The organism is Microbulbifer sp. MLAF003 (genome assembly GCF_030012965.1).
In the GTDB taxonomy this organism is placed as follows: Bacteria; Pseudomonadota; Gammaproteobacteria; order Pseudomonadales; family Cellvibrionaceae; genus Microbulbifer; species Microbulbifer variabilis.
In genome coordinates this window covers 2775904-2800867 of sequence record NZ_CP120232.1, presented here as the reverse complement: position 1 = coordinate 2800867, position 24964 = coordinate 2775904, and the positions used below count along the sequence as shown (strand labels likewise).

The window sequence follows — 24964 nt, the reverse complement described above, 5'->3', positions numbered from 1 at the left end:
CAGCGTGCAAAATGATTTTTTTCTCGAAAAGCTGTGTTCATGATTGCAAGACCAGATAGCACATTTTTTTTAGATCTAAGAAGTTTTCAGTGAACTATAAATATGTATAGAAAAAGGAAGTAAAACTATTTTCAATAGTATTGATGTTTGTGACTCCTTGGGTTTCTCAATCGATACGGCTCTATTTCTGCTGATTTGTACAGGGTGATAGTAATCTAGTCGAGTTGGAATTGATTTTTTGTATTGGTGCCCCTTATAAGTTCTTTTTATTGTGTTTTGTATAAACGCTGGAATCCAATTGAGTTATAGGTTACCCGTCAGTTTCCAAGTTCTTTGGTCTGACATTGATTGTCATAAAGTTTGGTACATATTATCTATGTTGGTGGGGGTAACTTTGTTATTAATTGTTGTCTTATTTGGCAGGCTAGGCGTGCAGCTGATGGCTTTTGCTGTTCACAAAAAATGGCTTAATTCTTACGTAGGATTGGAGTTTATACGGTAATATTATTGGGGCTTTCTGTCCTGTCTATGGTGGAAATTCTTCTCAGCTCTGATCTTTTTTTCTTTGGGGTGGCTGATTTCTGATTTTGTTTGGCTGTGTTGATGGGGCCTGTCTGATTGACAATTTTAACTGTAGTGATGTCATTATTCTTGATGGCTTCCACTATCAGATTACATGAATCGGTAGGTCACTTACCAATGCTGGTAGCTGGTTTTTTAGTGATTTTTTTTGTAAGAGGAAAATCAAAGTTAATTGAATTTATGAAGTTATTTGCTTCGAGCCTGTTAACTTAAGGATTACCTTGGATACCTCGTTAGTTATCAATCAATATAATATATCCCGCTGAGATCAATTAGGGCTTTGTAGAATAGGCCTACTCGAAGGAGCGTTCACTATTATTTAGATATAGTTTGGTCGAAACCGGCGTTGCGCAAGCTACAGTTTGAAGTGACATGCAAGCTTGTCGACAGCAGTGGGCGAATTCCAGCAGTTTTTCTTCTGATTCGTCACTCTCGATGATCAAATGCATTTCCACTCGATCACCTGTGCCAAAAACTTCCTCAGGTTTGATCCCCCCAAAATTCATTGTTGTAGAAAACTCAGTTTTTTGCTCGAGCCTCACACTGTTCAGTTTAATATCTGCTAGTTTTGCTAGCATCTCTACGTGGGACATCATGCAAAGTGCCAGTCCTGCAGAGAAATACATAATTGGTGATGGGGCACTGCCTCGACCGCCAACCGCGGTACCTTCATCACAAATCAGTTCCCAGGTGCCACCATTGGGAACATTGGAAAATATCGTAGCTTTTTTAAGATGATGCCCCTGAGGCAATTGTTCTACGTTGATATGTGCATGGAACTTCAGTAGCTCCCCTTGTTTCACCTTGTCCAGGTGAGGTGCGGCAAACGTTAATTGTTCAGCTTCTTCCGAAAGTTTGCGAACAATTGTTGAAGAAGACATGTCCCACTTGATGGAGTCCATATTTGCCTCTCCTCAATAAATTTAAGTCCAGACCTGTGGGTCACAATGAAGGCAAGTTATTGACCTTAGAACTCGGGGCTAGGAATCATACAGATAGGGCGGAATATTAGGGTGCCTTTGATCTACTTCACAGAGTCTATAGAGAAAAGCAGTTATAGGTATAGAGAATAACTTAGGATTATCTTCCTGAGTCAGCTTAAAGCATCCTATAAAACTCAAAGATTTTTCAGTCCAGGACTGGTAATGCGGTTAGCTCTGAAAGCTTATCAGCAAATTCCAGGGCATCCTCTTTTCTGGTGAAAACCCTGGCCAATACGCCCTCGTTGGCGCTGGCATGTCGAAATACCAGATTGATATGCCAGCTGGTGTAGCTTTTTTTACTGCTTGCCGAGTAGCTTGAATAGGGAATTACTTTTATTCCTTGAAAGATGCTAAGGGGGTGCTTCTCTGTCCAGCTATGCCAAAGGATTCGGTTTTCAGAAATAAACAACTTCTTTGTGCCGTCGACATAACGTGTTTTTTCGAATGAGAAGGTGATGCAAGCAAGTAGTGCAAGCAGGGTAGTGGCAATCCAGGGGAACATCGCATTGCCTTCCAGAGCGAAGCTAAGGCTCACTAGCAGCCAAACTAGGATAAATCCGCCGAATATATAGGTTAAGACTTTGTTGGACTGCAGTTCCATTATTGTGGCCCGATTTAAACCGACTAATTACATGCCTCGTTGACAGAATTAAATAGATAAAATGTAGACTTTGGCGTCACAAAATGGTAACTCCTGCTGCAGCATACTCCTGTAAATGAAGAATGTCAGCGATTGTTAGGTGGAGGACTAGGGAAGGGAGGTAGTGGGAGTTGATAGAGCGAAGGTATCAGGACCTCTAGAAGGCCCTGATACCATCAAAGGGTTTGATCAAGCGTTACGCCGCTTTAGCGGGTCATGCAGTTGCTCTGCCATTCCCAGCAGTAACGACTCGGTAGTTTCCCAATCGATGCATTTGTCGGTAACGGAAACGCCGTATTCCATATCATCCAGCTTCGGCAGGATTTTCTGGTTGCCGGCTTTCAGGTTGCTTTCCACCATGATACCGATGATTGACTGGTTGCCGTCGAGGATTTGATGGGTCACATTGTCCACAACAAGGGGCTGTAATTCGTGGTTCTTGTTGGAGTTCGCATGGCTGCAATCCACCATAATATTTGGCACGATATTAGACTTGCGTAACTCCTGCTCACACATTGCAACACTTACCGAGTCATAATTTGGCTTGTCATTACCACCGCGCAGTACCACATGGCCGTATGGGTTGCCGGACGTGTGAATGATCGCAACTTGACCGCGCTTGTTGATACCGAGGAATCGGTGGGGATTAGCGACAGACTGCAAGGCGTTAATCGCCACTTCCAAGCCGCCGTCGGTACCGTTCTTAAAGCCCACAGCGGAGGATAGGCCGCTGGCCATTTCTCGGTGAGTTTGGGATTCGGTAGTACGCGCGCCAATAGCTGACCAGGAAATAAGGTCTTGCAGGTACTGGGGTGAGATTGGGTCCAGCGCTTCTGTAGCGGTGGGTAACCCCAGCTCGGCGACATCCAGGAGCAGTTTGCGGCCGATGTGCAGACCTTCCTCAATCTTAAAAGAATCATTAAGATGAGGGTCGTTGATCAGCCCCTTCCAGCCAACTGTGGTACGCGGTTTCTCAAAATAGACACGCATCACTATCAGCAGAGTATCTGAAACCTTATCAGCTACCGCCTTAAGGCGCTTGGCATACTCCATCGCAGCGCCCACATCGTGAACGGAGCAGGGTCCGATTACCACCATTAGGCGGTGGTCTTTGCGATCCAGGATGTCACGCACGGCGGAACGCCCTTTGGCGACAGTTGCTTCGGCGGCATCACTGATGGGGAGTTCTGATTTCAGCATCTCCGGGCTGATCAGAACTTCCTGGGAGACGACATTCAAGTCGTCGAACTGCTGTGTGGTCATAGCGTCTTCTGATTACTCTGTTCCATAGTACCGCGCTGCACTTGCAGGCGGATGACTTATCCTACTGTGCCACAAAGAATAGGGCGAGGGTTTCATTTGCAACCAAATATTTGGCCCGATTTTGGGATATTCATTTACCTTTATCCTGTGACAGTTTGGCACTTTGACAGAATTTAGGGAGCTCAGTTGAGTCCGTTGTGGCGAATAGGGCCTGCGAACTGAGAAGATAATCACGTGCAGCTTGGGAATGCTGCCACTGAGGAAAGGAGACCTTGAGGGAGTGAACTACTCGTTCACCGGTAGGGTTGGTTGGAAGGGCTGCAGTAGAAGGGCCTCTGGCTTGGTAGATTAAAAGTCACAAATTTGAACCCCTTTGAGCAATCAGGAATGAAATTGAAGTCGATGGTGTGGATGCTCTCATATGAATCTTTGCAGTTGCTTTAGGTATTAGGCTTGAATCAGCACTCAGAATCGTAGTTGGGCTCTACCTTTCCGAACATGCGCCATTCTGACTGTTTTCAAGAATGTGCTCTACTTTCGTGGCTGGATTGAGGGGAGGATACTCTGCACATGAAACGATGTTTGCGAATAATCGCTTGCCTAAAGATTGCGGAATTCTGAAGTTTCTGCCCATGGGCTTGGTGACCCATTCGGAAAGGTTAAGATGCTAATGGTCAATTGGTCAGTTTATGAAAAATAGCTTCAGGGATGATGTGGAATCAGAAATCAAACGGAATCAAGAGCCAAACGGACTGCTGAAGATCTAAGAAGGCTCGTGAGGCGTGACCTTCGCGGGAATATTTGTACTGCTTTTAACCCGCCCTTAATAAGACATTAAGTTAGTCTTGTTCTATAATTTTACTGATCTATGCTAACGCATCAATTTGCTTGCATATCTTGCTAAATTCAAATGTGGCAATCCTAGTGAATCACTGCTACCCCTTTGCTTGAATAAAACTTTGAGTAAAAAACTATGAGGCTACCGATACTTTTAATGCTAGTTATTTACTCCAGTGGCCTTATTGCCGAAACATTCAAGGAAAAAGCAGTTAGTAAAATATCCGCATATTACTGCAGTGGAAATCAAAATTTTCTTTACTGTATCAAGCCTGAGATACTATCAGACTTACAAGATTGCGTTACATATTTTGTAAAAAATACAACTGAATGTTCTTCGAAATACCTGGATTTAGGTATGAGTCTATCTGATGAAGAGCAGATGAATATTACGATGGAGTTTGGGCAGTGCTCATTGAGAGAGTTAATGAAGGCAGAAGATATAAAGGAATCGGATTTTGATGAGTGTTTTAGTAGAAACTATGATGAATCTAAACGAAGTCCAGTCCTTGATAGATAGCAAAAAGGGTGTATTAGCTAGCATGAGTGCATTTAAATTTTTCATGTAAAATATGCTTAGGGAAAAGTTAATATGTGGGTGTTATAAGAATAATTATTTTTCTTAGAAGTCTTAATGAGACTTCTAAGAAAAAAGTAGAGACATTAATGGTGTGTGGTATGGCGATGTTATCCATTAGTGAGGAATACTGATGGAGATTCCATGATTAGTAATCAGTCACTCAGAAAGCGCCAATAAACAAAATATAAACTAAAGCAGATCAGCAAGCCCAAGCAGGCAAAAGTATAAGCCAAATACCAGCCTTTTAAGTGATACTCTCTTGGTACCCATTTACCATTCATGACCAAAATATTGAGTAGTGCAAAGATTGGTGCGCAAACGAAAGATAAAGTGGTGACAAAGTCGATAAGGCTTTTTAGCTGATTGGCAAATAGGGAAATAATAAACCAGCTTATAAGGCTTAGCGTAACTAGGCTTATTATGTAGACCCTATGCTCAGAAATCTGGTTGCCACCTGAGCCTTTTAGGGCGCTTCGCCAAACTTGAGGGAATCCATCAGAGACCGCAAATGTTGTTGAAAAAAGTGCGAAAAAACAAATAATACTGATTATTAAGTGGCTCCAATCACCTAGAGATTCGGTATAAATATTGATTAGTTGTCCGGCAAAAATGCCAGCAGACTGGGATAGTTCTATACCTTTCCCAAACATTATTAATGCGCCTAACCACACAAATACTATTGCTAATAGCAAGCTGGTGAAATAACCAACTTTAAAGTCAAATACTAAAGACTTCTTAGCATACTCTCTTTCCGGAAGTTCTTTTATTTTTCGTTCTGACCAAATAGAGTGCCAAACAGAAACTTCAATAGATGTGGGCATCCAGCCGACTAAGGCAACGACAAATGCGATACTCATAGCTGGGCCTAAATCAGTCAATAAATATGTTTTAGGGGGAGAAGGCCGTACTGACTTATTGCAGCAATGAGCGTGATTAAGCTGGCGATAGCTAGTATAAGTACCATCCATTTTAAGGATTCATTTAGCCACTTAAATTGGCCAGCAATCAGTATTCCGCATGTGATGATCAGAATGACGGCGGACCACTCCGAAACATTTAAGACATCACCAAATAGATTCAGAGCCAAGGCTGCAGTGACAATCGTAACCGCCGCCTGTACAAAGAACATTGTTAAAAATGTGAGTACCAGATAACTATAAAAGCCCAATCGACTGTGTTTTTTGTAGCCTTCTAATAGACTCTCGCCAGTTACAGCAGCATATTCTGGACCGATTTTGAAAAAAGGATACTTGATTAAATGAGCCAGAAAGATAAATCCAATTAAAGCAAAAGCGTAATCCGCTCCTGCCCGGGTAGACTGTACGATATGAGATACGCCAATACTGCTTGCAGCCCAAATGATTCCAGGGCCCAGATTTGAGAAAGTGCGTTTAAATACATCCATTAAATTAGAACTGCTCAGAATGGTGTTTTGCAAAATAACTTTTTGCCATGTCGATAAAAGTTTTAACTTTCAAAGATAGTTCACAACGATGAGGGTAGAGCGCAAAGACTGTTAGTGGTTTTATTGTGAATTCAGGCAAAATTTCAATTAGTTGCCCAGATTCGACATAAGATTTGACTGAATAAAATGGGGCTTGAATAATCCCTTGTCCTTCTGCGGCGGCTTCATTTAATAGTCTTCCATTATTGGATTGCCATGCCCAGGGAAGTTTTATTTTCTTGACTTCTTCTTTATCTAGAAATAGCCAATGGTCGCCGCGGATACTGTGGTTAAAGAACAGTAATTGGTGCTTCTTTAGTGATTCCAAGCTTTCAGGCAGTCCATTTTCTTCAACGTACGAGTCACTCGCCCAGAGTGCTAACTTGGTCTTTGCGACAGATTGGACGATATAGCTAGAATCGGGTAACTCTGGTGCGATCCTAAAAACAAGATCGATTTTATTGTCAAGTAAATCGAGAGGATCATTGCTAAGGTGAAAATCCAGAAACACTTGAGGATAAAGCTCGCGATAATTTGCGATCAATCCGGAGAAGTATTGACTGCCCAGTTCTACGCTAGTGGATATCGAAAGTCTACCCTTGGGCTCTTGATTATATTCTGACATCGCCTGATTGACGGTATGGAGTTTTTTTAGTATTGGTGAAATCTGTTTATAGTAGTTCTCGCCTGCTTCGGTTATCGATACTTTGCGCGTATTGCGCATCACCAATAGGCAGCCCAGCTCTTCCTCTAATTGCTTTATGTACCTGCCAACCATCGCTGCGGAGATTCCGAGCTCACGAGCAGCAGCTGCGAAGCTCTGCTTTTCGCAGGCCAAGCAGTAGGCTTCAAGTGCGTGTAATTTATTCATTGACTTTCCTCGCGGCCAGTCAGCTTCATCTCTTATCGTCGTGGACCGGAATTGAGTATACCGATACACCAAATAAACTTATAGTTTATACACTATAAAATAATATGGCATTTCAAATATGACTTTAGTGGCGCAAAATAGCGCGATTAGATTAAAATCCTGCAAGCTTCCCTTTAGATAACTCCATGAATATAAAGAAAATATTGACTCTGGTAGTTCTATTTATCACCACCAATAGCTACGCCTTAGCTTCCGAAGATACTCTAGAGCCAGTTTTGCTCATTAACGCCAATATAGTGGATGTTAAATCACTTAAAATCGCCAAAGATCAATCGATCCTCATCGAAGGCGACAAGATTAAGAGAATCGCTTCTACGAAGAAGCTGTCCAAAGTGAAGGGGGCGAGCGTTGTTGATTTAAAAGGTAAGTTCGTTATACCAGGTCTAATAGACGCTCATGTTCATCACGCTACAGATCCGGATGACTGGGATAAGCTTTCGATTACTACTGAGCGACTTAGATATCTGCTTCGCGGCGGCGTCACGTCTGTGAGAGATATGGGAGGCGATGCGAGAGCACTGGCGTACTTAAAACGTCAAGCTGAGGTGGATTCGATCGCGTCGCCGGATATCTACTTTTCAGTCATAATTGGTGGAGAATCCTTTTTCTCAGATCCTAGAACCATTGCGTCAGCCAAAGGGCGCGAACCTGGGCACACCGTCTGGATGAGAGCGGTAGGCGAGCATTCCGATATGGATTCAATAATGCTCCAGGCTAAAGGTGCTGGTGCAACAGGCATCAAGATATATGCAGACGTTGAAGCTGAGACGGTTCCATTACTCGCTAGCGCGGCCAAAAAACACGGCTTAAAAGTCTGGTCGCATGCTTATATTGGCCCTTCCAAACCCCTACAAACCGTTAATGCTGGCGTTGAGACTATTTCACATGCCTCTGATATATCCGCACAGTTAGTTGACAACTTCAAGGAATGGCGAAGAAAAACTGCTGAACTGGATGGCTCAAAGTGGGAAGAAATCCTACAAAAAGATAGCTATTTAGATCTTTTTGACGCAATGAATGAGAATGGAACAATTCTAGATGCAACACTCACCGTTTTTGAACAAAGGAATGAATTAAACGAAAAATATAGGCTGCTTGATCAGCTTAGTACAAAAATGACACAATTTGCCTATCAAAGCGGCATTACTATTGCCGCGGGCACAGATGCATTTAGTGACCTGGAAAATGACACAACACCGATGATTCACCATGAGTTGAAGCTACTCGTAGGTGAGATAGGTATGAAGCCTCTCGAAGCAATTCAAGCAGCTACTTTAAATGCCGCAAAGGTGATAGGAATCGAAGACTCTGTCGGTAGTGTTGAAGAAGGTAAGAAAGCAAATTTGGTGGTGCTTTCAGAAAGTCCCGAGAAGAATATTGAAAATAGTAAATCGATAGTTCATGTTGTAAAGAATGGTCGTTTTATCTTTATCGGCGACGACCCACAGTTGCCGTTCTCTTCTTCACGTGAAATGAATGGAACTATTTGGCTATCCGGACAGATCGGCAATCATCCTTCAACTTTAACCTTGGCAGGTGAAAGCCTAGAAGTTCAGATGCATCAAACAATGAAGAATATTGGCCAAGTTCTTGAGAGCAAAAATCTGGGTTTTGATGATGTGGTTAAATGTACTTTGATGCTTGCTGATATTGATGACTGGCCAGAGGCGAATAAAGTTTATATTCAGTACTTCAATGGAAAAAAGCCTGCAAGGAGTGCTTTTGCAGCAAGCGGACTTGCACTTGATGCAAAAGCGGAAGTTGAGTGTATTGCTTCACGAAGTACTGATTAATTCTGGCGAGGGGGTTTTATGAGCGATATAAATAGAAGAGCATTAATTAAATCTCTGATGTCAGGTAGTCTTGGTTCTTATCTGGCTATTAATTCGGGCATATTAAATGCTTTTTCAGGGGTTGATGCAGGAAAATCAGTGTGGAATCAATACGATTCATCGATTGTAATTGATGGGCTCAGTGTAGCATTCTCGCTCAAGGAGCCTGTTTCCCAGAAGTCGCTGGGGATATTCAAAAGCTCAGGGATTAGTGCCTTGAATATGACTGTTCCCTACCCAGGTGATGACTATGGAGAGACTTTAAAAAAGGTCGAAAAAACTAAAGCTATCATTGAGCATAATTCGAACTACTTAAGCTTGATTCTATCCGCATCAGATATTCTAAAAGCTAAAGAGGAAAAAAAGCTTGGTATCATAATGGGATTTCAGTCAACTGAAATGCTTGATGAAACACTTTCAGGTATTTCAGAGTTTGCCAAGATGGGTGTTAAGATCATGCAGGTCTCTTACAATGGCCCTTCAATTCTTGGTAGCGGTGGTCTTGTCAAGGAGGATTCAGGAATTACCTCGCTCGGCAAGAAAGCCATAGAGATAATGGAATCAGAGAGGGTGCTGGTCGATCTATCACACTCAGGAAAGAGAACTGTTGCCAGTGCCATCAGGCAGTCAAAAAGACCGATTGTGATCTCCCATACTGGCTGTAATACGATTTATAAGCATCCTCGAAATAATGACGATACAGAGTTGAAAGCAGCAGCAGACACCGGCGGCTTGGTTGGTATCTATTTAATGCCATTTTTGGAAGGCGGTGAGCATGAAATTAAGGCTGATATGGTAATTAAACATCTATTGCATGCCTATAATATATGCGGTGAAGATCATGTTGCTATCGGTAGTGATCAAGGCGTAGTGCCAGTCAACGACGGCCCTGAGTATCGGGAGAGTATTCGCAAAGAAGTTGAGCGTCGTATTGCGGCAGGAATTTCAGCGCCAGGAGAAACCCCACATCGTCCTCCATTTATTCCCGAACTGAATTCTGAGAGACGAATGGAGCTTATTGCTTATAAGCTAAGTCAAAAAGGGATCTCTGATCGAGTAGTAGAAAAAATAGTTGGTAAAAACTGGTTGCGTGTTTTTTCTAATGTATGGAATTAAAGGAAGATAAGCTTAAATGGATAAATATCTAAAATTTGATAATATTTTAACTCGGCTGGTTGCTTGTGTTACGCTTCTCTTTTCACCTTTGCTCTCTGCTGAAGAGCTTAGCACTTACTCTGAATTCCCAAAAGGTTCAAAGACTGAAGTAATTCCTTTCCCGATCGAATTTGCTTCAGATATCACCTTGAATGGTATTGAAGAGCTTGTGTTTTTACCTGGCATGTATAAACAAGAAAAAGAAGATTTTTTTAGTTATGCTTTTTCATGGACCCATAAGCCTGAGAAGAATCAAGTTATTGGAAAGACCAAAATTGAGAATTTTATAGCCTCCTACTATAGGGGGTTGTACAAAGCCGTCACTGAAGGCAAAGAATATGAGCCTGCTATTACAATTGAGCAGGTTGATGGCAAATATACTGGTCAGATAAGCTGGATTGAGCCATTTGTAACCAAAAAGGAACAGACCCTCCACTTTAAAGGGGACCAAATCCATTGTGAAAAAATTAATGAGCTTCGCTGGTTTTTCCTTGTCTCTCCACAAGATTCTTCTCATCCCGTTTGGAAAGAACTTCAGTCGATAAAACCCTCTGATTGTTAGTGGTAGAACCCTAGATTTAATCACCTCTTTGACAAATACGTCACTAAAGAGGTGATAGCGGATAGAGAGTTTGGTTTTTATAGTGAGATGCTAGTTCGTTTGTTACTGGGTCCCACAGGTAGGTAGGCCCTTGGCGCTCCCACACCTTGAGTCAGACCAGGTTATCTGCATGAGGGACTAGGACGGCTAAGCCAAAAACTCGACCCAAAAAATAGTGGACTTGGCTGTTGGTAAACTCATTTCTGTGTAAATTAGTACTTAATTTTACCGGTAATCTACCTTATTTCTATCCTTTTAAGCTCGGATAATGGCCAGCTGGGTTGCTATGTGAGGTATGCTTGTCTTGTCTTGTCTTGTCTTGTCTTGTCTTGTCTTGTCTTGTCTTACTCTGTATTTTGTATATCCCAATTGTGTGTATTTAGCACAATTCAGTTACAGTCCTCTATAGGAAAGCTAAAGTAACTGTCAATGGCAGTCCGGTATGGAAAAAAGTACATTCGATTCCATAGGGCCAAAGAAAGTAATGAGAGCTATCGCTATGGGTACCGGAGCCCTAGACAGTTACTGCGGGGGGTACTTATTGCGGGCTGGGCACAAAGTGCTTTTTGTCGCCCGTGGAAGCAACTGCGTACTTCTAGGAAGCGTGGTTTAATGGTGCTGCTTTTTAAGGCGGGAGCCCTTTACAATTCAGATTGATGCTTCGGAGAAGGTTACTTTATTTGGGGTAGGAGATCTGATCCTATTTTGCAATAAGGTCTACGATACTGGAAGTGTCGTGAAACTTCCCCTCGACGCTGTAGATGAAAGTGCAAAGGTCCTTACTCCCGAATGGGCGCACCTCAAGGGTTAATAGAGTAGTTTAAGAGCCAGGCTTAGTAGGGCAGGGCCTCTCGTCTTTATCAATGTAAATGCAGCAGATTTTTCAATCGAGGTCACATTTTCCCTATCTGGAATAGTTGATCGTTGGTAATACCGTCGAGCTTCCACTCCAGCATATGAAGGCTGGGTTGCCTGCTGGAGTGCTTCATAAGATACTCGGCTCTATGTACATCAATATATCGTTTTAAAGGCGTCTTTACCCCGCGTGCCTCAATGGTGGAGTAGCGCGAAGGGGAAGAAAACTAGGTATTAACCTCGGTTAACAGTCCAGTCTATACGGCATTGAAACCTTGGGTCTATCGCTGGCCCGTACCCAATCTCGTGGGGCAAGTGAAGAAGCCTTATCTCCAGATACGCTGGACGCGGGCTCACGTTGGGAAAGAAGGCTGGAGAGGGAGGTTTAGCTGCCAGATAATCTAGATACGTCAGCGTATCTACACTGGTGACTTGGTGATTAATTTATCGTAGTCTTTACTGATAACTGATTAGTACCAAATTTACTCTGAACTAATCAGAAGTTCCCTAGGGTTTGAAATGGAACTATTGCCAAACGAATCAGCACATAATAATTAAGGCGGTGACAATCCTATGTTAAGTTTTCAATTTAATACTACAAAATCGATTATAAATGGCCCTGGTAGGTTAAATAGAATTAGTGAGATATGTGACCAACTAAATATAACTAAGTTGTTAGTGGTCACTGATCAAGGTATTGTAAATTGTGGCTTGGTTGAGAAACTGAAGGAGCAATTACATAGTAAATTTGCGACCATTGTCTTTGATGAAGTTAGTGCTGATCCTAGAGAGCAGATAGTATTGTCGGCAGTAGCCTTAGCAAAGCAGCATAATGTTGATGGTGTAATTGGATTTGGTGGTGGCAGTTCAATGGATACCGCCAAAGTTGTTGCTGTTATGATGGATTCTCAGCAATCTCTAGAACAGCTATATGGGCTTGAACGAGTTCAAGGAGGTCGCGTACCCTTGGTTTTAATACCTACCACTGCTGGCACCGGTTCAGAAGTAACACCCATCGCGGTTTTAACAACGGGAGAAACCACCAAAGATGGCATCGTCTCCAAACAATTATTGCCAGATGTTGCCTTATTAGATGCACAATTAACTCTAGGGTTGCCAGCTCATGTTACTGCTGCAACGGGCATTGATGCTATGGTGCATGCCATAGAGGCATATACGTCTAAGCACAAGAAAAATGCCTACTCAGATATGCTAGCCAAGCAGGCGTTGCTATTGCTTTCAAAAAATATAGAACAGGCCACACATCATGGAGAGGACATAGAAGCAAGACAAAATATGTTATTGGGTGCCTGCCTTGCAGGTCAGGCTTTTGCCAATGCACCAGTTGCCGCTGTACATGCGCTAGCATACCCATTAGGGGGGCATTTTCATGTACCTCATGGATTAGGCAACTCGTTAGTATTGCCACATGTGATGCGCTTTAATCAGAGTGATACAGCCAAGCTCTATAGTGAATTGGCGCCATATATTTGTGAACACATAAATACGTCTCAATCAGATCAAAAAGTGTGTTCTGATCTCATTATCTTTATTGAGCGGCTAATTGAACGATTAAAATTACCCCGGACCTTAAAACAGTTAGATATTGGCGAGCATCATTTAGAGATGCTCGCCACCGATGCAATGCTACAAACTCGCTTACTAATCAATAATCCGAAACCGCTGTCTCATGATGATGCACTCCTGATTTATCAGGCTGCTTATGAGGAGGCTTTGTGAGTAAGCAGGCTGTGTTACGTACAGATTATTTTTGTTTTGAAGAGTTAACTACCAGATGGATGGATAATGATGTGTATGGGCATGTAAACAATGTCGTTTACTACTCATATTTTGACACTATTGTGAATAGCTTTTTGATTAATAAAGCTGGATTGGATATTAAATCCAGTGAGAACATTGGTTATATAGTAAAATCTGAATGTAATTATTTGGCTGGTATTTCATATCCTGAAAAAATACTTGGTGCTTTTAGGGTTAATCGAATAGGCAATTCTTCAGTAGAATATGGTGTCGCAATTTTTAAAGAAAAACAAGAAAATGCATGTGCGCATGGCTCTATGACGCATGTCTTTGTTAATCGGAGTACCGAACAGCCGAGTAAAATTTCTGGTCAATTGCTAAAGGCATTACAAAGTGCATGTATTAAGAATTGAAAATTAAATATATGTATTAAGCTGGGCCATATACAATACAGAACAAACGGTTTTGATAAAAGACTGCTGATTGCCTGGGGCTTTTATATGACATTTGTCTTGCCCATGTGAAAGTTTATCAGCCTATCGCCAACTAGTTTCTGGCGTTCTTTCAAGGTACGTCGGTAACTACATAAAATGTTGAAATGAGCTTTAAGAGGCCACCAGGAGAGGGCAATTAGGATTGAAGCGAAGTATCCGTGGTTGGTACATTTCTTGAGTAAATTTGGGCTGTAAACGGTACCCTTTGTATGGACTGATCCATGTTGCATGCTGGTTTTATCTTGAGAATATGCTAAGAGCCACTTACTGTGCATTTAGCCAGGCTAATTCTAGCTGCAATTTGATATACATTATCTCTCAAACCTTGATATGTTAATGGTGATAATTACAGCTTGGATGACCAAGTCATATTTATCGCTAGCGATTGGGCGAAGTTAATTGGGCTATCTGACTATGGATGATTTCAGCAAACCCTGGAGCAAATCCTTAAATACCTTGTGCATGAAGGTTTGCCTGGCGGAGTGGAAAATATTACGCTTAATCAGGTGATGAATATGCTTTCCATATTTAGAGTAAGTGGCGATCATCTTGAGCTCATTTGGGGTAATAGCTCAAAACTTGAGGTGATAATATTGCTCAAGTTTTTTTACAATTTAGTGAGGCTATTTCCGCTAGGAAGTACGTTCTATGTTTTTATTAAATTTCATAGAGTTACAAAGAGGAATTGAAGTTGTTAATAGTGGCCCTGGATGTATTTACTCTGAATGAAATGAAGGATATCGTTGAATCAATAAAATCAGAAGTTAATATTTATAAAATTGGCCTACAGCTGCTTACTTCAGAAGGCCCTGAAGCTATCCGATACCTCAAGAGTCATGGAAAAACAGTATTTTTAGATCTTAAGTTGCATGAAATATCTAGCTCTGTTTCATCCGCAATCAAATCTGCAGGCAGACATGGAGTAGATATGATTACCGTCCATGCTTCTGGTGGTCAAAAAATGATGGAGTCAGCAGTAGAGGCCGCATCAGAGTTTCCCTGTATGAAAGTGCTAGCTTTAACCGTTGTAACGGGGCTAAATGATCAGGATCTGATCGATATTGGTTTTAGCCGTAAAAGCCAGGATCAAGTTATAAGGCTAGCTCAGATTGCGCAGCGTAGCGGCTGTCATGGAGTTGTCGCTTCCCCACAAGAAACGGAAGCCCTTCGAGCGCTGCTGGGTAAGGATATGATTATGGTTACCCCAGGAATTCGCCCAGAAGGCGGCGATATACAGGACCAATATAGAATTGGTACACCTGCCCATGCAATCAATAGTGGAGCTTCATATATTATTGTTGGGCGGCCTATAGTTCAGGCAGACAATCCTGAAAAAGCGGCTAAGGAAATTAACCGGCAAATATATCTGGTGGTAACAGATATATACAAATAAATGAGCATCTTGATCCGCTTGCTGAAAGGCTGTAGTGTTCTCATGTAACTCACCGGAGTTCTTGGTGGAGGTTATGACATATTAAATATTACAACCGACCCGATTAAGCACTGTCAACTTCGGTAAAACTCATGACAAACCGCTGAATGTAAAATCATGTTGAGGTAGTGAAAGAAGAATCGTCTTATCATTACTATCAAGAAGGTACTATAAAGGCAGTCACTTGGCTGCCTTTATATTCCGCATTAATATCAAGGAGCTATTCAGAAACTCCTGAATTGTGAAAGAGAATATAGTTGGCGATTCGGCGGGCTGCTTTCTGTGTAGTTTTGTCTGTTGGGTGCAGTCCATCAGGTAAAGGGTGAAAGCCCTCCCATATATTCAATACCTCCGCCCCAGGGAGCTCACTGCTTAAACGGTTATAATGAAGATCCCGCAATTCGTTATACTGCTGTTCATTCATAATCCAATGCAAACCGAATAATGCTGCGGTTGTTGACAGGTCAATATCCTCCCAAGCTGGCATTATGTCATAGATAGGCGTGATACCTTTATTGAGGGCAGTCTGCCCAACAGCTATTAATCTATCGATATAGGCATTCAGTTGACTTGTATCACATGGTTGAGCCTGGTCTTGAGGAATACCAAAGGCATCCGAGTGTAGGCAGTCATTTGCTATGGTGATAACAACATAACTCGCATTGTATTTTACGCCAGATGGTTGGGAGGGGTCAGGTACAGCGACTCTCATTAGCGCTCGGTTAAGTTGGTTTTCATAACCAAACCAAAAACCTGGACCACAATCCGGTCCAGGGTTACAGCCTAGGCGGTTGAAGGTTGTCGCCCCGGCCTGGGCTTCATTTATGACATAGCCGGATAGACTTTTCTGCCGAATAAGTGCTTGATGTAATGATAGATATTTACCGGCACTAATCGCGATTCCACCAAGGGGGAATTGAAATCATCATTAATTGGTATTCTGCCATCGGTGAAAGATGCTCCAATAGTTAGGATAACGGTATCATCTCTCATCTCCGCCAAGAGACTTTCACTTAGAATGATACTGCCAATGAAAGCAAGAAATAAAAATTCTTTATTCAATTTTAATTTCATAATAAATCCTTTTTCGTAAAAGTCGGTAGTGAAGCGTCTGGACAACTTAAGCTCGATAGAGTGTGATATTTCATTTGTCTAGCTTATCTTTAAAAGTATATTAAGTCATTATTTTAAATGTAAATAGCACATAAATTGACGGCTAACTCACCAATATGAGTATTCTATTAAATTGAATGTGCTTCTATTTCGAAGTTTTTTGTTTGTCAGTAACGAGTAATCCTATCTGAAGGTTGATGAGCTAAACAGCTTTGTCCGTCTGACATTGTGTTATGTATGTTCTACCAACAGCTTGCTTGAAGAAAACCAATAATTTCATTGATTCTTAATGGCTTCTCGATAAGGTATGTGGCAATGAAAGTACGGAATTATAATATCCTTCTTTCTTAATATGTGTAATAGTTAAAGGTAGCTATTGAACTTCGGTACCTTTTTGGATGGTTAGGCTGAAGAGCTTTGGAATTAAAGAAAAGGATGATATATTGATACTGCTTTGAATTAGCTATTATGTTTCAATTAATATCAGTTAGTTGTTAGAAAATGAGTAGTATAAAAAAGAGCCTTGATGAAATAAAGGCAAATAATGAGGAGTGGCGAAAGATAGCGTTTGCATTCTATTCAGTTGCTCATAATGATCTAAGAGAATGGCAAGAGCTACCTGATGATTTAAAGGCAAGTGAAGTCGGTGATATCTGTCAAAAATACATCGAATCTAAAGACATTAAGTATCTTGAGGAAGCAGGTCAAATGATTGCTGGTAAAGACTGGTTTATAGCGCTCGGTAGATCATTTTGATACTTTAGACTATTTTACAAACATAAACATAAACATAAGAAGTCGCAGCAACGGACCGACAAAAGGCGTCACTCAAATTCCTACGCAATTACGAACCCCTTTTTTGGCGGCTGTATGTGACATTATGCAATTTAATTTTTAATTCTGATTTTGCTAGATATACACGAGAAGAACTATGGCCAAATACCCGGAAGCTCTTGACCACATGCTGGCAGCATGGAACGAACCTGACTCTTCTAAAGTACGCCTCCACCTTGAAAATGCCCTGAGCAGCGATGTTCGGTTTGTTGATCCGTCTATTGATGTCTCTGGCATTGATGGATTTGAGAAAAATGTCCATGAAGTAAAGTCTAAGCTCCCAGGAGCTATTTACTCTCGAACTAGTGGTGTAGACTCCCAACATGGGTTTCATCGGTACCATTGGGCAATTCATCAAAACGATAAGTTGCTCCTAGCCGGGTTTGATGTAACAGAAATAGATGAGAACGGTAAAGTTTGCTGTGTAATTGGTTTTTTCGGCGAAATTCCCGAAATCTAAGGGCGATGGCGTTAGCTGTGACAACGATTTGGTGCATAAAAAACGCTGTTGTCAAAAAGCTTTATGCTGCGCTCCTAATTTGTCACAGCGTTTGACGTTAGTGCGATAATCGGAGCTTGATGTTTCTTACTGTCTAATAAGGTTTGAGTTCTATAACTGAGGTCCGGGTGGAGTCTCCTTATTAATCGTACCGCACTCTCTGGCCCTGCTAAACTTTTAAAGCAGCCTCCGAAGTCTCATTGGAGGTGAAGCCAGTATTTTGATGATATCTTCCAGCTGCTTGAGGATAGAGGAGAGTTTAAGTAACAGCATACAGCCTTTTAGGGGCTAGATAGCGACCACAAAAATTTATTATCTATTCATATGAACAGGTAAACTTTTAGCATATTCGGGCGCTCATCTTGCACAAGAGGCAGTGGACTTCTGGTCTGCTCACCTATGATTGCTGTATGAATACGTTTTTGAATAGAAGGGTAATCAGAATTATTAGGAGTCTCGGCATACAGGCACGGTTAGGATTGAAATCTCAATTGGCCAAGTAGTTCCAAGGACCTTTTCATTCAGTAAAAATAGCCGTCCTAGAAGCGGCTGGCACAGGCGCCTTCAATAAAGACCCGGCGAGTGATTGATTTATTTAAACAGCGCATGAATCGGCTAGTATCAATCAAGCGTTCTAGTCATAAATAGTCTGAAAGCAATAGCTTTACGTTTAAATTATGCACATTGTTTCTTACCCTGCTTTGCCACTGTTTACTGATCAGCTGCACTGTTCTGCTTAACGAGGCTTCCTAAGATACTAAGTTACCTAATAAGGCGCTGCTGCTTGAAAGCGCTATACCCCCTTAAATGAGCACGGTTTTTCATACTTAATTTCGACGACTTTTTGTTCTCGATATTGGCCGAGTAGTGAGATTCCTATTCCTGCCATGATGATGATTCCTCCAACGATTTGAGCAAAGTTGGGAATCTCTTGAAGAATCAGAAAGGCGAAGAAAGTGCCTGCTACGGGAGTGATGGCTGTAGCGATAGAGATATCGGCAGAGCTGGCCCCTCCTTGGAGTCCTTTAAACCAGGTGATCTGCCCAAAGACTATAATGATCGCGCCGTATACCAGCATCCACACCCAGAGGAATGGAGAAAAGAGGTCGTCAAAGTGATGGGGGCCAAATACAGAGAGGACAATGATCGAAAAGAGTATCACTCCTGCAAGCATGCGGAAAACTGAAAAGACGCCAATAGGGATGCGATCAAGCAGCTTCCGACTTACCTGAACGGCAATGACTCCTAAGAGTGTTGCTACAGCGGTTAAAATTTCTCCTGCTTTGGGAAGGGTTTCTAGGAATTGGTTCATTGCTGGATTTCCAAGGTTCAGCATTTTCATGCTCATTGGATCTTCCATCGGAGGTTGATGTAGCACAAAAATTGCAATAACACCAACTGTTACCACAAGAGCACCCACTATTGAGAACCCGGTGGGCTTTTCCCTGAACATTAAAAAAGCTAACAAGAGTCCTAAGGGAGCATCTAGAGTTGCAATTAAAACGACATTAGTCACCTCTGTGATCATTAGAGCAATAAAGAAGAAAGCAGGGGCAAGAACACCAGACATCAAGATAAGCACAAACATGTAAAACCAGTCTTTGAAAGGGTACTGTTTTAAGATGCTGAGGCGCCAATCTTTCCTATAGATTATTAAAAGGGTGATACCCGCCAAGAGATTTCCTGCAAACAAGAGGTTGCAAAATGATATGGGATTATTTCCATTAATGGGGTGATAGGCACCGAGCTCCCCGATTTTCGCAACAACAGAGTTGGAGGCAGCAAATATAAGAATCGAAATCCATAGCCAAAATCGGGTACTTTTTACGGTGTGTTGATTTTCCATCTGGTATCCCCTGAGTGCTACAGTAAGCTTTAGCGGATGTACCTTGCCCCTGGCTAAGTACGCCTTATCTGATAGTGGAAGTAGGTCATTCTGATCTGGATTAGTTTAGACTAAATCTCATAATCGGCTGCCTACAAGCAGTTAAAATATATCTATGTATCAACGTCGGAGTGGTTATTCTTGTCAATGTTCGAGGCAATGTTACGCGTATTCCCTCGACGTCCAGTAAAATATTCGAATTTAGTTCGGAAAATTTGATTGGGGTATCTGACTGAGCGATGGGTTCATGGACGTAATTTCATCTCTTATGCTGCTGAACGTGGAACTTATGTTGATGGTATACCATCTGTACAGTTAGGAGTTGATATCCAAGGATTTGCTGCAAGGGAGCGGGATTGCCAACCAAAGAACTATTTCTTAGTCAACTGAAAGGACTTCCAATTAAGCCAAACTGATAAAAAACAAAGGCAGCCAATGTCAAAATCTGAGCTTTGCCTGGATTTTTAGGCAAGTATTTTAGGAATTGCACAGGTAAAGAATGAGCTTTGAAGATAGACCTTACTTGAGGCAAATACAGTTCAAGAGGAATGATATTGGAAGCTTCGGCCCATATCCTTTTTGTATTCCAACCATAAATGAACTTGTTTTTTGGGTTTTCATCCAGATGTAACCATTGATACACAAGGCGCAAAGTGGAAAAAATAGTAACTGCTTTTTATTGATCTGGTGGTATAAAGAATAATTGTGAAGTGCTATTCAAGTTTGCTGCTTGCTGCTTGCTGAGCCTGATTTGTTATCCTGGATAAATTATCCATGCAATCACGTAGGGACGAAGCTAGCCTGGTTATATTCAAAAGAATCCAAAGTTAAAGTGGCCGTTTTCAGCTTGATATAAGGCATTAAAGTTAAGGAAGTGATTGATACTCTCGATAATCATTCCTTCATGCTGTCACGATGTTGAAAAAGAGTGTCAGGAAGTGAAGATTTTGGTAGATGAACGCAGGGATTTCACTAAGGCATTCGCTAGAGTAAAAAATGAACTTTCTGAAGTGCAGCGTTTAGGGATAGAGAATCCTAAGTTGAAACAGGAGGTTGATATACTAGGAAAGTGGCAATGGTTTTTGCGGAGGAACATTAGCAAGATATCGATTTGTCCAGTGGTTCGATTCATAACTAGATATCAAACTATCTTACTGGTGACTCGGAGTAACACACAGTGGCCATTATGATTGGCTGAAGAGTTCGCGATCAGACCGAGAATACCAAGGTGATGATCTTAAGGTTCAAATCTCCCATTTTATTTATTTTTATATCGTTACTTTGCTCTGCCTAGTTTATTGGCTGCTTAAGAGGATTGTGCCTAAGAAAGCTAGATAACACCTAAGAAAGTAAATTGCTTTTTTCACGGTCACCTGGTGTCTTAAGTTATTCTGTGTTTAAACCGGCGTAAAAATTAATTTTTATCTGTAGCTAATGAGTTTATTTTTCTTTTTCAATCAATTTTTAGAGGTTATGAGTGTGACTTATGAATGGTTTTTCCAAGTTTTGGAGCAGGTGGTTTCGTAAAATGTTATTAACGTAGGATAGGGTTAATCAAGATAGTCTATGTGATACGAGTATATGTGACGCCGAGGGGGAGTCACATTTTGTCGGGTTTATTGATTAGGAAAGTAAGTGTTAAATTATGAGAAATAGTGAGTAAAATTTTAAAAGCGAGCTGTGGCTAGCCCGCTAAAAGGTAAGCTTACTTATTGAGACGAATAATTTTGGGGTATTCGCTTTTTACTTGCGTACAAGTAGTAATCCAGTTTCAGTGTGGTCCGTATAGGGAAATTGATCGAATAGAGCAAAGCGTTCAATGTGATGTGTTTGACTTAACAACTTGAGGTTTTCCAGCTGTGTCTCTGGATTACAGGAGATGTATAGTATTCGTGGGAAACGAGCAACCATTTTGCAGGTTTCCTGGTCCAGGCCTGCACGAGGTGGGTCAACCAGTACGGTATCGAAATTGTAGTTGTCCAGGTCTATGTCGGCGAGCCGGCGGAAAGGGCGGACCTTATCGATAGCCTGTGTGAACTCTTCGCTGGACAGCCGCACAATATCCAGATTATTAATACGATTTGCGCGGATGTTTTCCTGCGCGGAGTTAACAGAGACTTTGGATATTTCTGTGGCTAGTACTTTCTGGAAATTCTCACTGAGCGGAATGGTAAAGTTGCCGTTCCCACAGTATAGCTCTAGCAGATCATTGGCGCTTTCTCCGCAAGCACTTTTGGCCCAATGGATCATAGAGCGGCAGATCTCACCATTGGGTTGGGTAAAGCTACCTTCCACCTGCTTGTATTGGTATTGCTTGCCACCTATCTCCAACTGTTCGGTGACATAGTCCCGCTCCAAAACCACCTTTTGCTTTCGAGAGCGGCCGAGGATTGGGAAGCCGAGTTTATCTTGCAGTGCACGGGCTTCCTGCTCCCATATTTCATCCAGCTTTTTATGGTAGATCAGGGTAATCAGGGCATCACCACTTAGAGTGGTGAGAAATTCAGCGGAGAACAGGCGCTTGCGTAGAGTCTCACTGCTGTTTACGGCCGCCAGGACCCTTGGCATCAGTTTATTCATGAGTTCTGAGCCGACAGTAAACTCGTCAATAATAAATGGCTTCTTGTACTCGCCCTGACGATACATGGCGTAGTTGGCTACACCGCCTTCATGCCAGACTTTGAATTCTGCACGCTGCCTGTAGTGGATGGGTGGTGAGGGAAATAGCTCTGGCTCCAGATTAGTGAATTCCCGGTAAGCTTCACTCAGGCGCAGGGCCTTCTTGTTCAGCTGCTCTTGATAGTCGTTGGTGTTAACGCGGTACAGTGCCATATAGAATACGGTAGTCTCAATAATGGAGCGGGCGCGAATTATATAGGAATCTGTATGGCAATAGGTGAGATAGCAATCAGGGTACAAGGGCAGGGGTTGCATGAGTTTACTGATCAGGTGACTGACTGGGTCTCTTGTCAAGGGGCAAGGGAAGGACTCTGTACGTTGTTTATTCAGCATACTTCCGCGAGTCTGTTGATTCAGGAGAATGCTGATCCAAGTGCGTGTAGGGACTTGGAACAATGGCTGAATCGCTTGGTACCTGAGGATGATCGCCTTTACACCCATACCATGGAGGGGCCGGATGATATGCCGGCCCATATCAAGTGCGCTTTGACTGCAACCAGCCTCTCAATCCCGGTGCAGGGTGATCGCCTGATGTTGGGAACCTGGCAGGGTATCTATCTGTGGGAGCATCGCCACCATCACGGAGATCGGCGAGTAATCTTGCATATTTGATTGGAGACTAAGAGCAGTCCTGCTTGGCTAGTGGCTTAATGGTCATAGTTTCACAGTCTGCATTCCCTTTTCCTTTAAAAGTTGGATGTTTCGAGAGTCACTCCAACCGAGCTGCAGTAGTGGTCGAGCAGTTCCTGGGTGTGAATTGCGCGTGCAGCAGCGGCGTTGCGAAGCTCAATATCTTCAGTTGTAGCCATATGACAAAAATGTTCAATCATGTAAACGACTTGGGATTTTTGGGTGTCAACAGCAAAGTGTTCAAATTCTCTGGGAGTTGCCATTCCTTGTCGTAGCGTAAAGTCTGCTGAGTAGTTGGGGTTGCCAAATACAAAGCTATCCTTCCAGTCCAAGACAAAGTCATTGAGCTGAATCAGACCGTTGTCTCCCAGGATATTGAGGTCCATATCGCAAACACCAGCGTCGTAGCCAAAGTCGAAAGTTGAGGTTTGAGCACTGGAAAATTCGATCATGCCGGTGCCACTAATAACGGCACCAGTTTTTTGGTCGCGTTTTACCGCTCCGGCAATAGATTGGATTGTTCCTGCCGGGCGCAAGAACTCTACGATAGCTCGCATGTTGTACCAGCCGATATCTGCAATTGCGCCAGTTGGTTCCAACTTTGGATTAAAGCGTATGTTGTCGCGTTCTACGACGGGGAAGAGGAAAGCGGAGTATATGCGCTGAACATCCCCGATAGACTTCTGTTGCTGCTTGATGATCTGTTTTGTCCTCGGGTGGTGGGTGAAGTGAGTGGCATCCATAAAGGCAAGCCCTCTCGACTGGGCCTGATTGGCAATTCTGCGTGTTGAAAGTCCATTGAGGAATGGTTTTTCGCTAATCAGGTGATTGCCATTTTTGAGGGCTGCCAGACAAATCTCTTCCCTGCAGATAGTTGGGGTTGCTACATAGACAGCATCGATATCCCTTGCCTCTACAAGCTGTTGCCAGCTTTTAAACACTTTGGCAATTTTGTGTTCACTGGCGAATTTTTTGGCCCTGTCAAAGTGTTTACTTGAGACCGCGACAGCTCTGGCTCCGGTGGCTTGGTCTATCGCCTTGGCTGTTACACCGGCGATCATACCACTGCCGACGATTCCGAATCGGATATCTGGCATAACATAGATTCCTGGGTGTCTTGCTAAAAATTGCGGAGTAATTTCAGGATGTGGCTGTGAAGCGCAGTGTAGAACAAGGTTGTGCGAGGTGTTGTATGAGAGGGCTATGATCAGCCTGGCTAGATAGCCAGGCCGTTGGAGATAGTTGGCCTGGTCTGAATTCTTAGAAGTTGAATAGTAGGAGTTACAGGCAGTTGGTGGGTTTGGGTAGGCCAGCGATTTTACTGGCTACCTTGGCTGGGCTTGGTGGAAAAAGCTGCATCAGGTAGATGCTACGACCTTTGTCTGCACCCAGGTGCTGGCCGATAAATTTCACCAGGGGACGCATGGCGGGAGACAGGTCGAACTGGCGATAGAAGTCCTGTAACAGCTCGATAACTTCCCAATGGGCATCTGTCAGCTTTATGCCTTCGGCTGCCGCCAGCTGTTCTGCTACATCGGGGCTCCAATCTTTGAGGTCCCGCAGATAGCCCTCTTTATCTAGGGGAATTTCTTTACCATTAGCTGATAAGTGATTCATTTCAACTTCTACCGGAACCAGCTGACGATGGGGTTATGCTGAGTACAGAGTTTTACCCAGCCAGCATCGTCAATCATTTTGATACCTGACACAATTGCCGCCAGCTCCCGCTGGCCGCGTGCTGCGGCATCGGCCTCCAGACAGTAAACGGCTGAATTCTGTAGTGTTTGCAAAGCATCATGGCGCAGGGCATAAACGCCATCCTCGATTAGAAGTAACGCATCTCCTTCGGCAAAGCTTTGCAAGCAGTCCCGCAAGGCGCTGGAGCTGAATGGAGATTTACTGACTAAATGTAATGTCATATCAAAAGCTCAATA

Annotated in this window: 23 protein-coding genes; 10 read left to right on the top strand and 13 right to left on the bottom strand. The window is 42.6% G+C overall.

The features are described 5' to 3' along the window. Window positions 1–875 precede the first annotated feature (875 nt). The 3 genes from P3339_RS13360 to P3339_RS13350 all read right to left on the bottom strand — a co-directional run bounded on the left by P3339_RS13360 (window position 876) and on the right by P3339_RS13350 (window position 3468). Complete coding sequence (locus P3339_RS13360; protein ID WP_020415147.1) at window positions 876–1484, bottom strand: OsmC family protein; 609 nt, start codon at window positions 1482–1484, stop codon at window positions 876–878. A 226-nt stretch (window positions 1485–1710) separates the two neighbouring features. Beyond that, window positions 1711–2166 carry a hypothetical protein gene (locus P3339_RS13355; RefSeq protein WP_282950792.1) on the bottom strand — a complete coding sequence of 152 codons (456 nt, stop codon included), beginning with the start codon at window positions 2164–2166 and terminating at the stop codon, window positions 1711–1713. 228 nt (window positions 2167–2394) lie between these two features. After that, the gene (locus P3339_RS13350; RefSeq protein ID WP_020415149.1) at window positions 2395–3468 is read right to left on the bottom strand and encodes a 3-deoxy-7-phosphoheptulonate synthase; all 1074 of its coding nucleotides are present in this window, start codon (window positions 3466–3468) and stop codon (window positions 2395–2397) included. Between the two features lie 973 nt (window positions 3469–4441). Between P3339_RS13350 and P3339_RS13345 the strand changes: the two genes are divergently transcribed. Beyond that, window positions 4442–4825 carry a hypothetical protein gene (locus P3339_RS13345; protein WP_020415150.1) on the top strand — a complete coding sequence of 128 codons (384 nt, stop codon included), beginning with the start codon at window positions 4442–4444 and terminating at the stop codon, window positions 4823–4825. A 212-nt stretch (window positions 4826–5037) separates the two neighbouring features. Here the strand turns inward: P3339_RS13345 and P3339_RS13340 are convergent, their stop codons facing one another. The 3 genes from P3339_RS13340 to P3339_RS13330 are packed head-to-tail and all read right to left on the bottom strand — an operon-like array spanning window position 5038 to window position 7200. After that, a complete protein-coding gene (locus P3339_RS13340; protein WP_282950791.1) occupies window positions 5038–5742 on the bottom strand; it encodes a hypothetical protein in 705 nt (234 codons plus the stop codon). 17 nt (window positions 5743–5759) lie between these two features. Beyond that, window positions 5760–6290, bottom strand: a complete 531-nt coding sequence (locus P3339_RS13335) for a divalent metal cation transporter (RefSeq protein WP_282950790.1) — start codon at window positions 6288–6290, stop codon at window positions 5760–5762. 4 nt (window positions 6291–6294) lie between these two features. Next, window positions 6295–7200 carry a LysR family transcriptional regulator gene (locus tag P3339_RS13330; RefSeq protein WP_282950789.1) on the bottom strand — a complete coding sequence of 302 codons (906 nt, stop codon included), beginning with the start codon at window positions 7198–7200 and terminating at the stop codon, window positions 6295–6297. 185 nt (window positions 7201–7385) lie between these two features. On the opposite strand from P3339_RS13330, the gene P3339_RS13325 reads away from it, so the two are divergent. From P3339_RS13325 to pyrF, 6 genes are all read left to right on the top strand, one after another. After that, window positions 7386–9053: an amidohydrolase family protein gene (locus P3339_RS13325; protein WP_020415153.1), complete on the top strand. Its 1668-nt coding sequence runs from the start codon at window positions 7386–7388 to the stop codon at window positions 9051–9053. A gap of 18 nt (window positions 9054–9071) precedes the next feature. Next, entirely contained in the window at window positions 9072–10208 is a 1137-nt protein-coding gene (locus tag P3339_RS13320) for a dipeptidase (protein ID WP_282950788.1), read from the top strand. A gap of 16 nt (window positions 10209–10224) precedes the next feature. After that, complete coding sequence (locus P3339_RS13315) at window positions 10225–10809, top strand: hypothetical protein (RefSeq protein WP_020415155.1); 585 nt, start codon at window positions 10225–10227, stop codon at window positions 10807–10809. Between the two features lie 1467 nt (window positions 10810–12276). Further along, complete coding sequence (locus P3339_RS13310) at window positions 12277–13443, top strand: iron-containing alcohol dehydrogenase (protein ID WP_282950787.1); 1167 nt, start codon at window positions 12277–12279, stop codon at window positions 13441–13443. Then, the gene (locus P3339_RS13305; RefSeq protein ID WP_020415158.1) at window positions 13440–13877 is read left to right on the top strand and encodes an acyl-CoA thioesterase; all 438 of its coding nucleotides are present in this window, start codon (window positions 13440–13442) and stop codon (window positions 13875–13877) included. Before P3339_RS13310 ends, P3339_RS13305 begins: the two co-directional genes overlap by 4 nt. A gap of 781 nt (window positions 13878–14658) precedes the next feature. Beyond that, a complete protein-coding gene (pyrF, locus tag P3339_RS13300; RefSeq protein ID WP_282953594.1) occupies window positions 14659–15351 on the top strand; it encodes an orotidine-5'-phosphate decarboxylase in 693 nt (230 codons plus the stop codon). A gap of 259 nt (window positions 15352–15610) precedes the next feature. On the opposite strand, the gene P3339_RS13295 is transcribed toward pyrF, so the two are convergent. Next, window positions 15611–16102, bottom strand: a complete 492-nt coding sequence (locus P3339_RS13295; protein ID WP_282950786.1) for an SGNH/GDSL hydrolase family protein — start codon at window positions 16100–16102, stop codon at window positions 15611–15613. 110 nt (window positions 16103–16212) lie between these two features. Next, window positions 16213–16464 carry a hypothetical protein gene (locus P3339_RS13290; RefSeq protein WP_282950785.1) on the bottom strand — a complete coding sequence of 84 codons (252 nt, stop codon included), beginning with the start codon at window positions 16462–16464 and terminating at the stop codon, window positions 16213–16215. Between the two features lie 540 nt (window positions 16465–17004). On the opposite strand from P3339_RS13290, the gene P3339_RS13285 reads away from it, so the two are divergent. Further along, window positions 17005–17259, top strand: coding sequence for a hypothetical protein (locus tag P3339_RS13285; protein WP_282950784.1), 255 nt, complete (start codon window positions 17005–17007; stop codon window positions 17257–17259). A gap of 175 nt (window positions 17260–17434) precedes the next feature. Beyond that, a complete protein-coding gene (locus P3339_RS13280; RefSeq protein ID WP_282950783.1) occupies window positions 17435–17797 on the top strand; it encodes a hypothetical protein in 363 nt (120 codons plus the stop codon). An 832-nt stretch (window positions 17798–18629) separates the two neighbouring features. On the opposite strand, the gene P3339_RS13275 is transcribed toward P3339_RS13280, so the two are convergent. After that, window positions 18630–19682, bottom strand: coding sequence for a DMT family transporter (locus P3339_RS13275; protein ID WP_282950782.1), 1053 nt, complete (start codon window positions 19680–19682; stop codon window positions 18630–18632). A 1782-nt stretch (window positions 19683–21464) separates the two neighbouring features. Beyond that, complete coding sequence (gene trmA, locus P3339_RS13270) at window positions 21465–22553, bottom strand: tRNA (uridine(54)-C5)-methyltransferase TrmA (RefSeq protein ID WP_282950781.1); 1089 nt, start codon at window positions 22551–22553, stop codon at window positions 21465–21467. Window positions 22554–22607: 54 nt separating this feature from the next. On the opposite strand from trmA, the gene P3339_RS13265 reads away from it, so the two are divergent. Further along, window positions 22608–23012 (top strand): secondary thiamine-phosphate synthase enzyme YjbQ, encoded by a 405-nt coding sequence (locus P3339_RS13265; protein ID WP_282950780.1) that lies wholly within the window; start codon window positions 22608–22610, stop codon window positions 23010–23012. A gap of 74 nt (window positions 23013–23086) precedes the next feature. On the opposite strand, the gene P3339_RS13260 is transcribed toward P3339_RS13265, so the two are convergent. From P3339_RS13260 to tusB, 3 genes are all read right to left on the bottom strand, one after another. Then, window positions 23087–24127: a Gfo/Idh/MocA family protein gene (locus P3339_RS13260; protein ID WP_282950779.1), complete on the bottom strand. Its 1041-nt coding sequence runs from the start codon at window positions 24125–24127 to the stop codon at window positions 23087–23089. 184 nt (window positions 24128–24311) lie between these two features. After that, window positions 24312–24647, bottom strand: coding sequence for a TusE/DsrC/DsvC family sulfur relay protein (locus tag P3339_RS13255; protein ID WP_020415167.1), 336 nt, complete (start codon window positions 24645–24647; stop codon window positions 24312–24314). Window positions 24648–24655: 8 nt separating this feature from the next. Continuing rightward, entirely contained in the window at window positions 24656–24949 is a 294-nt protein-coding gene (gene tusB / locus P3339_RS13250) for a sulfurtransferase complex subunit TusB (RefSeq protein ID WP_020415168.1), read from the bottom strand. Window positions 24950–24964 lie beyond the last annotated feature (15 nt).

Bases quoted from the DNA above. Each gene is read 5' to 3' on its own strand.
- P3339_RS13360 (WP_020415147.1), bottom strand. From the start codon at position 1,484: ATGGACTCCATCAAGTGGGACATGTCTTCTTCAACAATTGTTCGCAAA.
- P3339_RS13355 (WP_282950792.1), bottom strand. From the start codon at position 2,166: ATGGAACTGCAGTCCAACAAAGTCTTAACCTATATATTCGGCGGATTT.
- P3339_RS13350 (WP_020415149.1), bottom strand. From the start codon at position 3,468: ATGACCACACAGCAGTTCGACGACTTGAATGTCGTCTCCCAGGAAGTT.
- P3339_RS13345 (WP_020415150.1), top strand. From the start codon at position 4,442: ATGAGGCTACCGATACTTTTAATGCTAGTTATTTACTCCAGTGGCCTT.
- P3339_RS13340 (WP_282950791.1), bottom strand. From the start codon at position 5,742: ATGAGTATCGCATTTGTCGTTGCCTTAGTCGGCTGGATGCCCACATCT.
- P3339_RS13335 (WP_282950790.1), bottom strand. From the start codon at position 6,290: ATGGATGTATTTAAACGCACTTTCTCAAATCTGGGCCCTGGAATCATT.
- P3339_RS13330 (WP_282950789.1), bottom strand. From the start codon at position 7,200: ATGAATAAATTACACGCACTTGAAGCCTACTGCTTGGCCTGCGAAAAG.
- P3339_RS13325 (WP_020415153.1), top strand. From the start codon at position 7,386: ATGAATATAAAGAAAATATTGACTCTGGTAGTTCTATTTATCACCACC.
- P3339_RS13320 (WP_282950788.1), top strand. From the start codon at position 9,072: ATGAGCGATATAAATAGAAGAGCATTAATTAAATCTCTGATGTCAGGT.
- P3339_RS13315 (WP_020415155.1), top strand. From the start codon at position 10,225: ATGGATAAATATCTAAAATTTGATAATATTTTAACTCGGCTGGTTGCT.
- P3339_RS13310 (WP_282950787.1), top strand. From the start codon at position 12,277: ATGTTAAGTTTTCAATTTAATACTACAAAATCGATTATAAATGGCCCT.
- P3339_RS13295 (WP_282950786.1), bottom strand. From the start codon at position 16,102: ATGAGAGTCGCTGTACCTGACCCCTCCCAACCATCTGGCGTAAAATAC.
- P3339_RS13290 (WP_282950785.1), bottom strand. From the start codon at position 16,464: ATGAAATTAAAATTGAATAAAGAATTTTTATTTCTTGCTTTCATTGGC.
- P3339_RS13285 (WP_282950784.1), top strand. From the start codon at position 17,005: ATGAGTAGTATAAAAAAGAGCCTTGATGAAATAAAGGCAAATAATGAG.
- P3339_RS13280 (WP_282950783.1), top strand. From the start codon at position 17,435: ATGGCCAAATACCCGGAAGCTCTTGACCACATGCTGGCAGCATGGAAC.
- P3339_RS13275 (WP_282950782.1), bottom strand. From the start codon at position 19,682: ATGGAAAATCAACACACCGTAAAAAGTACCCGATTTTGGCTATGGATT.
- trmA (WP_282950781.1), bottom strand. From the start codon at position 22,553: ATGGCACTGTACCGCGTTAACACCAACGACTATCAAGAGCAGCTGAAC.
- P3339_RS13265 (WP_282950780.1), top strand. From the start codon at position 22,608: ATGGCAATAGGTGAGATAGCAATCAGGGTACAAGGGCAGGGGTTGCAT.
- P3339_RS13260 (WP_282950779.1), bottom strand. From the start codon at position 24,127: ATGCCAGATATCCGATTCGGAATCGTCGGCAGTGGTATGATCGCCGGT.
- P3339_RS13255 (WP_020415167.1), bottom strand. From the start codon at position 24,647: ATGAATCACTTATCAGCTAATGGTAAAGAAATTCCCCTAGATAAAGAG.
- tusB (WP_020415168.1), bottom strand. From the start codon at position 24,949: ATGACATTACATTTAGTCAGTAAATCTCCATTCAGCTCCAGCGCCTTG.